This window comes from Bradyrhizobium sp. WYCCWR15520 (assembly GCF_056174665.1).
In genome coordinates this window covers 38,566-52,750 of the sequence record NZ_JBWBWM010000026.1, presented here as the reverse complement: position 1 = coordinate 52,750, position 14,185 = coordinate 38,566, and the positions used below count along the sequence as shown (strand labels likewise).

Sequence of the window (14,185 nt, the reverse complement as noted above, 5' to 3'; positions counted from 1 at the left end):
AGCGCAACTCCGCTATCACGCCGGCTATCGCTCGCGGAAAGCCAGGCGTCTCGCTTACGGAAGCGTACCGGCCGAGCTTGCGCTCGACCCTCAGACGATGGATCAACCGCGTCGTGATCGCGTCCGCCCCAATTCTGGTGAGCGGCACGACCCCGCGGTGCGCGAGTTCTCGAGCCGCCACGATGGAGACGAGCTGCGAGAGACCGATCCGATGCCAACCGAAAGCCGCACCCTTTTGAGACGCAACCTGGCGCGCGAGTTCATTGGCGGCGTCGACCGTGGCGCCAACTACGAGGAGTTCCTCATCTCGCTCGCGCGCCTCCAGCCAGGCGCGTGCGCGCTCTAACCGGCGACGACTGGAGGCAGAAGTGACGGCAAGCAACTTCATCTGAACAGGACCATACTTCAACAAATCAAAACAAGCGGTCGGATGCCACCTGAAATCCGGAGCTATTGCAGGGCACGCAACCTTTCGATTCGGTCGACAAGCCGCGCGAATTCCCTTTCGGGGTCACGATACCAATCCGTCGACCAAACCCGGTAGATGCGCCAGTTCAGACCTTCGAGCACATCCTGCCTCAATCGATCGCGATCCCGCGCCGATTTCGACGAATGGTACGTCGCTCCATCGCATTCCACGCCGAGAATATAGCTTCCCGGCTTGTCGGGATGCACCACGCCGATATCGATCCGATATTTCGCCACGCCGACTTGCGGATGGGCTTCGTAATTCGCCGAATTCAGGCGGGACAGGAACCATCGCTCGAAATCGCTGCCGGGCTCTTCCCCTGATCGTCGTCCAGGCGTGAACGAACCGCGACTTGCATATTCGAGAAACTCCTTGAGTACCCGCACCCCACGACGGCTTCCGTCGGCGACGATGCGCGCATGGTCGAGCGAGGTGAAGACGGTCAGCTTGCGTTTCGCACGGGTGAAAAGCACGTTCAGACGTCGATGACCGTAGGCACGATTCAGGGGACCAAAATTCTGATGGAACACCCCCTCCGCAGTCGGACCATAGACCGTCGAGATCAAGATGATGTCACGCTCGTCTCCCTGGACGTTCTCCAAGTTCTTGACGAAGAAGTCCTCGAGATTGCCATCCCATCTTTCGCGATATGCCTGAATATCGGGATCCGCGGCTGCACGTTCGTCCATGAGCGTTTCGATGAGGTCCCGCTGAGCCTGGTTCATCGCGACGATGCCAATCGAACGATCGGCACGCGCACGCATCAGTCCGGCCGCCTCTTCGACGACTGCACGCGCCTCTTCCAGATTGCGGCCCTGCCCGACTTCATAGGCTCCGTCGACCTTTCGGCAGGACACACCGAAATCCGGATCCTCGAGGACCGGACTCGGGTACACCAACAACCGCTCGCCGTAGAACTCGCGATTCGAATAGGCGATCAGACTCTGATGACGCGAGCGATAGTGGACTTCGAGCATCCGCATCGGATGCCAGCATCGGCGGCCGAGCTCGAGAATGGATTCCTCCGGTGCGTCTTCCGCCTTTTCATCGCTCGCATCGACGGACGTACTGAAGAAATCCGTTGGCGGCAACTGTTCCGGATCTCCCACGATTACGGCCTGATTGCAACGTAGCATCGCGCCGAGCGCATCCTCCGGTCGCATCTGGGAGGCCTCGTCGATCACGAGCAGATCGAACTTGTGCCTACCCGGCTCGAGATATTGTGCGACCGACATCGGACTCATCATCACGCACGGAGTATAAGCGCGAATCGCATTCCCCGCGTTGGAAAACAGCCGACGCAACGCGATCCGAGGCTGTTGCAGGCCGGTTTGATGCGTGAGCATCTCGTTCTCAGTGTAGTCGCGCGTAGAACCCGCACGTCGGCCGGGCGGAATCGGACGGGCATGAAGTTGGGCAGCGATCACTTTGCGATTGAGTTGCAGCATCTCGCGATCGAGGTCCTGGAAGCGTTTGCGTACCTGATCGTGGGTACTTCCCGCGTGCCGAGTCAGCACGGGATGTTCCCGCATGAGCTTCTCCGCAACCGAGCGATAGAACGCGGCTTCGACGGCCTGCGCGACGCCAGCGTACCGAAGCCCTGCCGCTGGCCAGCATCGCACGAGATCGCTCAATCCGAGGTTGGCGGCCTCGAACTCCATCGATAGGAGCGTGATTTGCTTTTCGAGAGCATCGGGGGCTTGGGACGCCCGTTCGCACTTCTGCAACTGCAAGCGGATCGGCGCCGCATCCGGTGGCCCACCGCACCATTCTTCAGGCCGCAGCATGAGAAGTTCGTCCGCCTTCCGAGCGGCCCTATCGACTTCATCGATAGCGACCTTCAGATTTCGTGCGACTTGCTTCAACCCGGACAGCCGGTCAGCGTAGCCTTCTTGCAGAAGATAGCGCGTCACCGATGGCGGGAGCTCGCTCGCTTGAACTTTTCCGACAAAGCGGGTGGTTGCCAGAACGCTTCCGGCACGCTCCAATTCCGATCTCCCCGCCAGCGTAGCGCAGGCGTTCGCCGCCATGATGTCGGCTGCCATTTGTTGCCGAAGGGTCTTGGCCTCCGTCGTCATATTCGATGCATTCCGAAGCGCGGCAATCGGCTGCTTCGGCCGCATGTCGAACTGCTGTCCGGTCCGCGCGATCCAATCGAGAGCGGACACACGCGCCTCTTGCCGATCGGCCTCCGCGCGAATGGTGGACCGTGAGGCGAACGCCCTCTGGTAGGCGTCGACCAGGGCCAGACCTTCGGCCACTTCCGCGAACCGGACGAGCATCGCGAACTCGTCGGCCCCGCTCTCGAAAGCCAATCGACGGAGCTCTCGTCCGCCGGGCTCGGCGGGTGGCGTCACCTTCTGTACCGACCGCATCCACTCCGACACGGCGGCGAGCCGGTCGAACGGGGTCTCCGTTCCCTTCCAATGACGGCCAGCAGCGGCCTTGGCCTCGGCGCATTCGTCGAGCCGTTGCACTCGATCCTTCCACAGGGCGGCAGCAAGCAACCGCCTCGCGGCATCGAGAGGTGGAAGCTTGGGTTCATCCGGAAACGTTTGGCGGCAGATGGCCTGCGCAGACCACCATTCTCCGCCGAAGAGCCTGCCGAAAAACCCCGTGGAACGAAGAGCTCCCGCGGCTCGACGCAATTCCGCCACGGAAGGAATTGAGTCCGCAAGGCTCGAAGTCGCTTGCTCGGAGAAGCGAGCCTCCGCCGCCGCCGATTTGGCCTCGTCGGCAAGTCCCTGGGCGAAATTCAGTTCGTCGACTACCGATTCCGCGGCAAGCGCCTGCGAGCGGTACCGCAGATTGTCCTGTCGGATCTTCGGAACGACGAGAAGATATCCAGCGGCCATCGCCTCGGACTTGACGTCCGGATCCGCACCCGGATCGCGCCCCGCCGTCTGAAGTAGCTCCGCCATCAATCGGACAAGGGACGCGAGTCTGCTCGCAGATTGCCTAGTCTCGTCGAGAACCTTCGATATCTCGTCAAGAGAAAGGGAGGCCGCGTCGAATGTCGCCGCCTTCTCGATCAACGGATCCACGGACTCGCCGTTGGTGTCAAGAGCTCCCCTGGAGCAGATGCCGTCGACCCGAAGCTCAAGATCATGGGCCCGCATGCAGCGATCGGCCCACTCATCGAGCGATTTTCGAGCCGCTTCGCCGGTTGCGAGGGCAAGGAGTTTCTCCTCGACCTCCGGCCCGGCCTCGGGCAAGCCCGCAATAACAGCCGCCGCGGCGAACGCGTCCGCTGGGGAGCTAAGTTCCTCCAACGAGCTCGTTGCAGAGAGCAACTCCACATTCTGGAGAAGCCGCTTCAGCGCCTCCGACCAACCCGCAACGAATTCGACCGCCTTGGCGCGATCAAACCGGTTCAGATTGAGATTGCCAACACCACGCCATGGCTGATGCGCCGGATCGGCGGCATCCCCCATAGAAGCCGCCCAGTCGTCCAAAGCCTTGCCGGTTCCGACCAACTCACCGAGCTTGAAGCGGTCGATATCCAATGGTTTCTGAAACCGAAATTCCAACGTCAGCTTTGGAGGCTCCGGATCTGGTGCGGCTCTAGTGAAATCGCCCCAGAGAACCTGATGCACGCTAAGGCCGGTGGAGCCCGCTGGGCTATTCATCAAGCCCGCATACTCAGTAAGACGTTCTCGCGCCTGTCGGAGTGCTTCGCGGGCGCCTTCGGCCTCTTTGAGGTTTGCGGAGCCACGCGGAGTTTCCATCCGCTCGCGTATCGACTTGAGCACCGAAGCCTTCGAGGCCTTAGCCGAGTGCACTTCCAAACAATAGAGACCGAGGCCCATGTGATCGAGGCGATCCTTGACAACTTTCAGCGCGGCCATCTTTTCGGAGACGAACAGGACGGTCTTCCCGTGCCACAAGGCGTTCGCGATGATGTTGGTGATCGCTTGGGATTTACCGGTGCCTGGCGGTCCCTGAACCACGAGATTCTTTCCGGTCGTGGCGTCGATGACCGCACTGAGCTGCGACGCATCGGCTTCGATCACCAGCGCCGGCGCTTGCCGCTCGAGCTCCGGTTGATCGACGTCGTAGACCGGCGCGACGTTGTCGGTGTGTTCGCCGGCGACATCGCCGTAGACGTGGCCCAATAACGCGTGTGCCTCCGGACGAGCATCCGCTGGCCATCGAGCCGAATCGAGATCGCTCCACATCGCCTGGCGGGCGAATGAAAAGAGGCCGATGGTCGCAAAACGTCGCACCTTCCATCGAGGCTTGTTGTTGAGACAACAAGCGACGCTCGAAAGATACGCCTCCACCCCTGACTCCGGATCATATTCCGGAAGATCGATCGCAAAGCGCTTCAGTTTTTCGCGAAGTGCGACGTTGCTGGCTTCGTCGTCGTCCCGACCCATGATCGAGTAGATGTACTCGCCACTCGCTATGCGCTTCTCCATGTTGACGGGCAACAATACGAGAGGCGCGTAGGCCGGATCGGCTGAATCGTCCTGTTCATACCACTCGAGAAAGCCGACGGCGATATAGAGGGCGCTGAGACCAGCGTCTTCCTGAAGTGCCCGCGCTGCGCTGTGAACGCTTGCAAGCTTCGGCTCCAGACGGTCCGGAAAGAAGAGGGTCTGCAGCGTGTTGTCGGCATGGTGCCGACGGCTCGCGCCCTTCGACGGCGGCAGGTCGTACGACGGATCGATCCCGAGCTCGCGAGCCCGAGCTCGCGGATCGGTCGCGACCCGCCACTCCGGCATGTCGAGCTTTATTCGCACTCGATCGCGTAGCGCCCTTTCCGCCACCTTATCCTTCGAACGGCGCCGATTGCCGGCAGCGCGTCGGGCATCCTCAGCCGCCAACCAATCGGGATCAGTTTCCTTCGCGAGTTTCAGCGCAGCCCGGAATTCATCGGTCTCTTCGTCCCGCGGGACTTGCTCCACCGGTGGGATGGGAATGATATCGAGCGACTTGCGCGAGGCGAGCGCTCCCACCAGGAGTTCCAAGTCCTCGTCGACGATGCGAACGTGCTTCGCCGAAGTTTCCGAGTGTCGAAAGTTCAGCATGGTGTTACGCATGCTGAGATCGATCAGCTTCTCCCGCGCTTTGCGAACGCCTTCCCGCACCAGATCGGCGACGGCCGCGCCGTGCTGACCGGGCGCGGTCCCATCAGAACGAAACGAAGTCTGCTTATTTGCTCCGAATGCCGCCATGTCCCGAAACCGCCACCCCAACTGATCGGTCAGGCATGCCGCCTCGTTCTGCGCGAAATTGCCGAGTTCGGCCCCTCAGAACAGCGATGCCCCCTTGATTTCACGTGCATAATGCATTGCCGACAACCGGCCCGCAAGCCAACGCGCTACCCCTTTTAGTTCAATCAAGGGTCCCAGACCCCCCATTTAATGCCGGTGACGGGTAGAACTCCCGCACTCCTCTCGGGCCACCCATGCGCGCGCACTATTCCCGACCTTGAAACGCAGAACACCGCTTGCCGAGCTAAAGCCGGGGGCTCTATCGTCAATAGTTACGTGCTACTTAGACCGCGAGCTGAACTATCGGCCCGTCCAGTACATCCTAAGCGAAGCCGAGGACTCTGTTGCGCTCAGGCGGGTCAAGTCGCGACGGGAACGTGTCCGAACTCGTAGGGATCGGTCTGCATCGGCACCGTCTCAATCGCCTCCAGCGCCGAAGCCGAGCCGGCGACCAACTCGAATGTCAGGCCACTATGAAGCCGGCGCAGAAGCTCGGCGATCACCAAAATGCCGGCAACCAGCCCCACGAACGGGGCACCCACGGTCCGCGAGGCGAGCTGAGTCAGACCGCATGCGTCCACGCCAGCTTTCCTCATAGCCTTGTAGGCTGGCATGTCTTCGACGTTTACCGTTGCCGCACCGACATGCTTGGACCAGATGTCTTCGGCCCGACGCGACGCCGGGAAGGTGTGCACCGACAGGCTGCGGAAGGCTTCCGGTCCCGCACCGAGACCCGCTTCGACCACCAGCCCAAAGCCCGGATGCTCCAGCGCAGCACGCGCGATCTGGTTGTCGACCCCGCATAGGGCTACGGACGGATCATCTACCGTGCGCGTGGTGCTCTTTCCGAAGCGGCTCTCCAACAAATAGGTGTCGAACCCCCGCGCATCGAGCCAAGCACCGATCCTGCGCGTTTTGCGATGGCCGATGTCGCGGACGAAGGACAAGAGCGACGTACTATCGTTTGACCTTGCGAGGCGGTCGTCGTCCTGCAAGACCAACTTCACCTCCTTGGGGTTGGCGTAGGGGAGCGTCGCCAAGACCCAGGCGAAGGCCTGCCCCAGATTCCCGAGGCCGATCAGCCAAAGAGACGACGGCAGGAATGCGAGCGCCGGTTCCGACCCATCAGGTACCAGCCAATCGGCGCTGGGAGCCCACAGTGAAAGACCGAGAGCGCGATGACCGGCCATGACATGATCCTTGGCGTGCCAGGCGAAGGCTTCGGCCGCACAACACGCCGCCGCCAGCACTGGCGCCAACGCGATCGCCGCATCGTTCGGCTCCATGTCGTCCGCATCCGCTGGAACAACGCCACCGCGCCAACCCGACCATCTGAGCCGCCAGACGGGAGTCTTCGTTTCGGGCTTCGGCCCGATGCCGACAACCGCCGAAGGCCATTTGGGGTTGGCGTCCCCCACGACGCGCCCCCCGTAGTCGGCGACCGCGCGAGCGAGCGTGCGTGCCCTCGTCAAGCGCGTCAGTGGCCTGGAGTCCGGTAAGCCGACGACCTCGACGCCTCCAAGAAGGCTTCTTCGCGCGACATTGACGAGTGTCAGCAACGCAATCTGCTCCTCGCGCGACGTTGCAATCGACGCGCTGACATGGATGGTGAGGCCGAAGCTTTGCAGCAGCGCTATGGCTTCGTCGTGTGTGGCGGCGCGCCCGCTATCCATGAAGTATTTCGCGCCGCGATGAAGGGTTGAGGCGTCAAGCATGGCGTTCCTCCATTATGCCCAGAAACCACGATAGAAATACCGCGATGCCGCTAGGCCACCCCGGTTGTGCCAGGTGTGATCGCCGACGTACTCATAGACGCCGAGCTTGTCCGGCCGGATCGGCCAGCGCGCGAACTCCGGCACGATGATCGCGATGTGGCCTTCACGCGCGACCATCGGATTCGTACGGTCGGAGTGGCTTTGGAACGCCGCGCCCGGATGCGTGTGTGCATCCCCAACCACCGTCAGTTTCTTCTCTCGGCAAAGGGACCAAAGCCGCGCAAATGCGTCGCCGTGCAAGACGCAGACGCCCGTGTCGTAGGCATGGGGGTCAAGATCATCGTAGTAGACCACCTCCCGCACTTCCTTCCGGCCCCGGTCATCGACACCGAGAAGGAACGCGCCGGCTTCGTGGCGTCCTTCGCCGCGGCGTTCAAGTTCGGAAATGATCCTGCGCCAGAGCTGCGGCGAACACCGCAGCCGATAACTAGGCGCCGCGAATGCCCGAATAATCGCTTTCAAAGAAAAGGCCATTGAGTTGCTCCAGGTAACAGATGATCCCGCGATCCGGCCGCCAGAGCCGGCTCGGATGTTCGTTGCGCCAGTTGTCATGTCCATCAATGGACATGCGGTCGCACGGCAGGTACAGGCATTGCCCCTGCTTCCACTCCGGTCGGAACACGGCCGAGACAAATTGCGGCCCCGTCGGCCAACATGCCGGCGGCAGCGGCCGGTTGGCCGCGATGTCCCAGGGCTGTGCCGTCACCGGCGTCCGCCGATACCCCGAACAGGTGAAGCGAAAGCCGAACTCCCCCGGCGCGCCGGGCCGCGGCGGAGCCGCGACGGCGATCACGACATGTGGCCACTGAGTTGATACGTGGCGAAACCGGCCTTCGATCTCGCCGCACCGGAACTCCAGTGCGGCCAGATCAAGCTCAAGAAGAACGCGATCGGGAGGCAGCGCTGCGTTCATGTCAGCCCTCGACCCGCTTCTCCGGCACGAGATCGAGGCAGAGGGAGCAAGCATGCCCCTCGACAAGCTCGTGCAACGGCGTGTCCGCCGCCGGGCGTTTCGTCGACTGGCAGATCTGGAGCACGTGCTCGGCCGCGTCTTTCGGGGTCAGCTTGAAGGTGTGCACCGCCCAAGCCTTCACCGCGCGCACGCGCGCGCCGGGTGCAAACTCATGTTCGGCCGACCGTTCGAGATAATGGACGGTCGTCTTGATGCGCTCGCAGCGGCTGACATGCACGCGCATGCCACGCTTGAGCCCCGGCACCGCATGGTGGTGCTCGCCGAGCAGCGGCTCTTCCGCCTCGTCGATGAAGATGTGGGTCTCGGCGTCGAGCGCCACGCCCACGGCTTCGATCGCGGCGCGCAGCTCGCCGATCGTCGCGGCTTCACTGACTTCCGCCTCGATGATGCCGGGCCGCGCCTGGACCTGAATGAAAATGATGTGCTTCGTCATGGCTTTCCTTTCCGGGGCCGATTGCCCCTCTTAAGGAAAGCGTCGCGACGCTCAAAAAAACGGAAGTCGCCTTAGGCGCCTGTGCAGATGAAGTAGCTCGGGCAGTTCGCGCAACGCCGCGTTTCCGGCTTCGCCTGAAATTCGCCCCGCTCAATGCCGGCAATGGCATCAGTGTAGTGCGTAAGGACCTTTTCGTCGTCCTTCGCCAGCACCGGCATGACCTCGCCGGTTGCAAGGTAGAACGCACCGACCGAGAGCCCCTTGCCGGGATAGGCCTGCCTAGCGCCCTTGCGAAGCAAGGCATAGATCGGCTTGCCCGGCTCACTCTTGGTCTTTTTGCCGGTTCTGATGCGCTGGACCTGCACCGAACCACCTGCGTCGATCAAGACCCTGTCCGGCGTGATCAACACTCTGTGCTTGCCAAAGAGAATTGACCATTCACCGCGACCATAGGTGCCCGTCTCTGCCGCGATGGTCTCCGCCATCTCGCGAACCATGCCTTCGGCGTTCTTGCGGTGAAATCTTTCGAATCCTTGACCTTCCTTCGGACCTTCAACCGCCCACACCTCGGCCAGATGCGCCAGCGCATCAGCGACACCTATAACATTTCCTTTTTCCCGCTCCTCTTCAAGCCAACTGACCGTCTTGTAGACGCAGCGATGAAAGCGGAGATACGACGACTCGTCTCGTCCACCACGTAAGCCATCGAGATACTCATTGCGATAGCGCGCCGGGCACTGCGTGTAGATCTCCAGCTCGCGCTCCGTATAAGCCTCCTTGGGCTCGACCGGGCTGCGTTCGCGCTCAGGAACGTAGGATTTTCCTGAGCCCGCGAACGATACGTGGGACACAAGGCCAGCCAACGAATCAAGAAACTTCGAGGGGTTCGAGCCGCGCTTCTCGGTGTACTTCTGCGCATAACTCATCGACAGCACGTCGCGTGCGCGCGACATGGCGACGAAAAACAAGCCTTCTTCCTCGGCTACACGATCGCTTGGCTCCATGACAAGCCGGACCAATGAAGGCGGCGGTTCAATGCGCTGTCCGCTGCGCGTGTTCGGCATGTACCCCGCCGCAATGACCGGTAGATGGACGCCTCGAAACTCAAGCCCCTTGCTGCCGTGAATTGTCATGACCCTGACAGCGTCGATCTCCGATGCCTCCGAAGAAATCGCGCGAAAGACGGTATCCTCGTTAAGCGCTTCGATCCGACGGATACGGTCCAGAAACCGTTTCCTATTCGTTTGGCCCATGGCGCTATACTCGCCGCAAACCTTCAGCAACTGATAGATCGCGATCAGCTTTTGTTGTGCGATTGCCGCATCGCCGGCCAGCATTCGATGGAGATAGTTGCTCCGCTCGAACAACCAGGTCGTGAGCAGTAGCCAGGGCGACGCTCGCTGAAGCCCGTCAAGTTCGCCGCCAAGCTTCTTGAAGCCCGATCGGCCGGCATCGGAAAGCCCCTCGATTTCGTCGACTCGCTTTAGACATTCAAAGTACGCCTCCTTGTTCTCGCGTGCCCACGCGATCAACGTCAGAACGTCCTCCTTCTGCACCGCATAGTCGGGCAGTGCTGCCACGCGCACGAGGCCGATACCGCCGAGCTCGGCATCGATGCTGGCTAGCGACAAGAGGTCGCGCACCTCGGAACGTTCGAAAAGATCGCCGAGATAGAGGAGAGGAACACCAAGCTGTTCGAGAATTCCTGTAATCCGCCCAAGGGTCAGGTGCGAGCGCGCCAGGATCGCTTGCTCGGCATAGGGGATTCCGGCCGCTCTCAACTCTTCAATCTTGTCGCGTATTGCTTCGCCTTCAGCCGACAGGGTTGGCGTCGACGTGACACTTACCGCCTTACCGGTACCTCGTGTCGGCGTCCAGGTAGCCGCCATGCGGCCATCGCCCATGGCACCAGAAAACCGCGCGAATGCCTTCACAATAGGCGCGTAGGATCGGTAGTTGTTTGCAAGCGCGTGCCGCTTCCCACCGAAGGTCTTCTCGAAGGTCGCAACATTCGATGGTTGCGCCCCACGAAACCGGTAGATCGACTGACGCGGGTCAGCCACCACCCAAACATCAACGCCGGCTTTTGTGAGTGCCTTCAACAATTCTGCGCTCGCAAAGTTCACGTCCTGAAACTCATCGACGAGGATGTGCTTGAAGCCGGCGACATACGCCTGGACCTCAGGATGGCTCTTGACGAGATCGCCAGCCATGACGACCAAGTCACCGAAATCAACGGCGTCCGCGCTCTTCAGCTCCTCCTCATAAATCCGGTAAATCACAGCGATTTCGAGCGCGCGTTCGGCATCCTCATGCTCTTCGTCGGTCCTCGCCGCCGCTCTGAAGGCTTTTGCCTCAGCTTCGTACTGATCAACTGTGATCCGTTCGTCCTTACAGCGCGAGATGACCTTCAGAACCGGCACAAGCTCGTAGGCCGGCTCATAGAGATTCTGAAAATGCTTAAGCGGCAGCTTTTCGAGATTTGCTTCCAGCAGCTCAAGCTGCCCGGTCTGGTCGAGCGGGCGCACGTTACTGGTGCGCCCGAACCGTAACGGCCACTTGCTAACGAGTTCGAGCCCGAACTGGTGAAACGTGCCGACCCACATCTCGATCGCGGCGTCTGAGTTCATCGCAGCGATACGCTCACGCATTTCTTCCGACGCTTTGCGCGAGAAGGTTAGGGCCAGAAACGAAGCCGGCGTGGATTTCTCGTCTAGCTTCCGTTGAATGCGACGGACCAGCGTCCGCGTTTTGCCAGTGCCGGGGCCCGCCTCAACCAGCAATGGTTCCCCCTCCCACATCACGGCAGCTTGTTGACTTTCGTCAAGATCATGGACGGCGACAGGCGCTGCCTCGGGCGCCGGGCCGATCGGCGCAAGCAGCACGGCGCGCACCATCTGGTTCATCACCAACGAAACCGGAATCCCGAGTTCATCGGCGATTTCCGCGGGCCGACGGTTGCGAACGACGAACTCATCGCGAAGCCAATCGCCGGGGCACAGCAATTCACCCGCGAAAATGTCAGCCTGAACTTCTTTCCGTTCGCTTGGTGAATACCCCTCGACCTTGCCGGCGCCACTGTCGACCGGATCGCCACCGAGCCCATCAGGACGCACCGTCACCTCGTTGTGCGGATCGTGGTGCATGTGAAAGTGGCCGATCTCATGCGCGACTACGACGAGCTCACCTCGTGGGTCCAGGCCTTTCTTGACGCGCACGAGACGAAATTTGCGATTCAAGGAGCCGAGCGTACCCGCCGGAAAGTCATGCGGCTCGACCTTGAGGCGATCGGCCTTCAGCGCGGCTGCGATGATTTTTGCGGCGCGGCGGTCGCCGCCCGTTTCCGCCATTGCTTTTGCGTGGCACGCCCGCGCTTTGCGGCGAATGTCGATCCAGGCGTCCATGACTTACACCTCTTCGAGCCAGTAGCGAATCCGTTCTGGCGTCATCGGACTGTCCCGAATGATGTCGTCATATGGACGCGCGCGAATAACCGGCGCTTCGGTTGCCTTTGCATGCCCGAAGCTCGGTTTTGCCAAAGCCATATCCAGGGCAGCATCGAATACCTCGCGCGAGATCTTGAGGAATTCGCAAACTGCATCGACAAGCCGCTTTCGAACGGGTCGCAACATCGCGCCGTCGAACAGGTCGGCCAACACACCGCGTGCGATGTCCATCTCGTCGGCCATGTCGATAACGTCGATGTTCCGCGCTGCGGCGAGATCATGGAACGACTTCGCCTCAACCGGGGCCTTTTCCCTCTGCTGCGCATTGAAAAAGGCGTTCAACATATTGCTAAAGCCTCGATCGAGCAGGGACTGGCTGACTTCAACTTCCGCCTCCCCCTTTTCACGTGCGGCCCAATCCAGGGCCACGGCCGCATGCGCTCGGATGTCGTCGGCATACTCCGGATACCGCTCAATCCACGTGATGATCTGCTCCGTGGTCGGCTTCTCGCACTCCTGATGAAAGGCGATCAGGATGGCGTCGCGTTCTTCCCTTTTCGCACTTTCGTTCATGATCCTTCTCCTACCTTCTTGTTTGTCAGTTCCTGGACTTCCCTCGTCTTTTTCAGGATGTCCTGAATCTCCTTGATCCATGTTTCGACCGTCTTCGAGCTACGCCCGACCGCCTTAGCGATGGAGAACCCCTTCTTCGATCCGGCCGGCACCTTCTCCATATGCAGCCGGAATGCGAGGCGCTTGCGCCAGTCCAAATTATTGAGGTGAGCGAGAACTCGCTCGACATCCATACTTTCCTCGAAATGCTTCAGGCCTTCGAGCAGTGCTGCGCCCGGGTGACCCGCGTCAGAGATCGCATCATCCCCGACGAAGCCACTTACGTCCTCTTCTGCTTCCTGGGGCTCGCTCGGCCCGACGAGGTGCCGGACAGCGCTTGCCTTGTCCTCGTCCAACGGCACGTCGTCGTTCGCCGCATCTTCTTTGCGTTCATGGGTCAGCGGAATCCGGCTGTCGCGATATTCCCTCGCGATCGCGTCCTTCGCCCGAAATGTCACGCGGGCCCAGAATGCCTCGCGCAGCGCCTTCCCGTCCGCACTATCCTTTTTGAGCAGTGCCTCGAAAATCGCGAAGTGAGTCGCGAGGATGATGTCCTCGCCGCCAGCCGGGTGATTGAAGCCGATGTATGTCCTCAGCCATCTCATCAACATCCGGTTCAGCCGGTCTCCGATCGGATCGCGGACTGCCGCGTCGATATCAGGCCCCAAATCTTGCAAGGCAGCGACCAGCGCTTCCGGTGGGATCTGCGCCAGGCGGCGATTAGCCACGACTTTCCTCCAACCCTCCAGATCGGAGGAGGCCGGCGGCGATTCGTCACTTTCATCTTTCATCGCGAATACCTCGCTGTTGACGCTGCTCCTTAAGGAAAGCGTCGCAACTCAGAAAAAAACGGAAGTGGCCTCGCAAAAAACGCGTGATGCCCACCCACAAAATCGACAATAATGACATTATTTCAATAGCTTACATGGATACTCCTATTCGCACCCACCCGCGACGAGCCCGCGTTAGGCTTTCATCGATGCCCCCGCGGTTTAGGGAGACGTTGCATCTCCGCTTCTTCGGAACCCGCCATCCGCAGTGGCGATTGACGATCGATCGCAAGCAGATCGTGAGGCTGGCGCCATCGGTTTGGCGACCGAGCGGCTGCAAAAGTGACTTCGTTCTCCGAAAAGGCAAAATCCGTTGGTGCTGGTAGCTTTCACAAACCAGTCGAAATGTTGACGGCGGGTGATCGGTCACCCCTTCCGAAGAGGTGACCTCCGCGCCGCGACGTCTCCCCGCGTGTGCGAGCGTAAGC

At 60.9% G+C, this 14,185-nt stretch carries 10 protein-coding genes and 1 pseudogene; 2 read left to right on the top strand and 9 right to left on the bottom strand.

Annotation, left to right across the window (positions count from 1 at the left end; translation table 11 throughout):
• The first annotated feature begins 97 nt into the window (after window positions 1-97).
• A complete protein-coding gene (locus AC0QUY_RS27555; RefSeq protein WP_475389338.1) occupies window positions 98-346 on the top strand; it encodes a hypothetical protein in 249 nt (82 codons plus the stop codon).
• Window positions 347-450: 104 nt separating this feature from the next.
• Here the strand turns inward: AC0QUY_RS27555 and AC0QUY_RS27550 are convergent, their stop codons facing one another.
• From AC0QUY_RS27550 to AC0QUY_RS27510, 9 genes and pseudogenes are all read right to left on the bottom strand, one after another.
• Window positions 451-4,482, bottom strand: a complete 4,032-nt coding sequence (locus AC0QUY_RS27550) for an AAA domain-containing protein (RefSeq protein WP_475389423.1) — start codon at window positions 4,480-4,482, stop codon at window positions 451-453.
• Window positions 4,483-4,809: 327 nt separating this feature from the next.
• Window positions 4,810-5,649: pseudogene (locus tag AC0QUY_RS27545) on the bottom strand (DUF4011 domain-containing protein); the annotation flags it as partial.
• Between the two features lie 398 nt (window positions 5,650-6,047).
• Window positions 6,048-7,403 carry a ubiquitin-activating E1 family protein gene (locus AC0QUY_RS27540; RefSeq protein ID WP_475389337.1) on the bottom strand — a complete coding sequence of 452 codons (1,356 nt, stop codon included), beginning with the start codon at window positions 7,401-7,403 and terminating at the stop codon, window positions 6,048-6,050.
• A gap of 12 nt (window positions 7,404-7,415) precedes the next feature.
• Window positions 7,416-7,937, bottom strand: a complete 522-nt coding sequence (locus AC0QUY_RS27535; RefSeq protein WP_475389336.1) for a hypothetical protein — start codon at window positions 7,935-7,937, stop codon at window positions 7,416-7,418.
• Complete coding sequence (locus AC0QUY_RS27530; protein WP_475389334.1) at window positions 7,891-8,376, bottom strand: DUF7665 family protein; 486 nt, start codon at window positions 8,374-8,376, stop codon at window positions 7,891-7,893. Before AC0QUY_RS27530 ends, AC0QUY_RS27535 begins: the two co-directional genes overlap by 47 nt.
• Window position 8,377: 1 nt before the next feature.
• Complete coding sequence (locus tag AC0QUY_RS27525; protein ID WP_475389333.1) at window positions 8,378-8,869, bottom strand: hypothetical protein; 492 nt, start codon at window positions 8,867-8,869, stop codon at window positions 8,378-8,380.
• Between the two features lie 71 nt (window positions 8,870-8,940).
• Window positions 8,941-12,273, bottom strand: coding sequence for a UvrD-helicase domain-containing protein (locus tag AC0QUY_RS27520; protein ID WP_475389332.1), 3,333 nt, complete (start codon window positions 12,271-12,273; stop codon window positions 8,941-8,943).
• A gap of 3 nt (window positions 12,274-12,276) precedes the next feature.
• On the bottom strand, window positions 12,277-12,888 hold the full coding sequence (locus tag AC0QUY_RS27515; protein ID WP_475389330.1) for a hypothetical protein: 612 nt from the start codon (window positions 12,886-12,888) through the stop codon (window positions 12,277-12,279).
• Window positions 12,885-13,718 carry a hypothetical protein gene (locus tag AC0QUY_RS27510; protein WP_475389329.1) on the bottom strand — a complete coding sequence of 278 codons (834 nt, stop codon included), beginning with the start codon at window positions 13,716-13,718 and terminating at the stop codon, window positions 12,885-12,887. Before AC0QUY_RS27510 ends, AC0QUY_RS27515 begins: the two co-directional genes overlap by 4 nt.
• A gap of 86 nt (window positions 13,719-13,804) precedes the next feature.
• On the opposite strand from AC0QUY_RS27510, the gene AC0QUY_RS27505 reads away from it, so the two are divergent.
• Window positions 13,805-14,083 carry a ubiquitination-like system serine protease family protein gene (locus tag AC0QUY_RS27505; RefSeq protein WP_475389328.1) on the top strand — a complete coding sequence of 93 codons (279 nt, stop codon included), beginning with the start codon at window positions 13,805-13,807 and terminating at the stop codon, window positions 14,081-14,083.
• Window positions 14,084-14,185 lie beyond the last annotated feature (102 nt).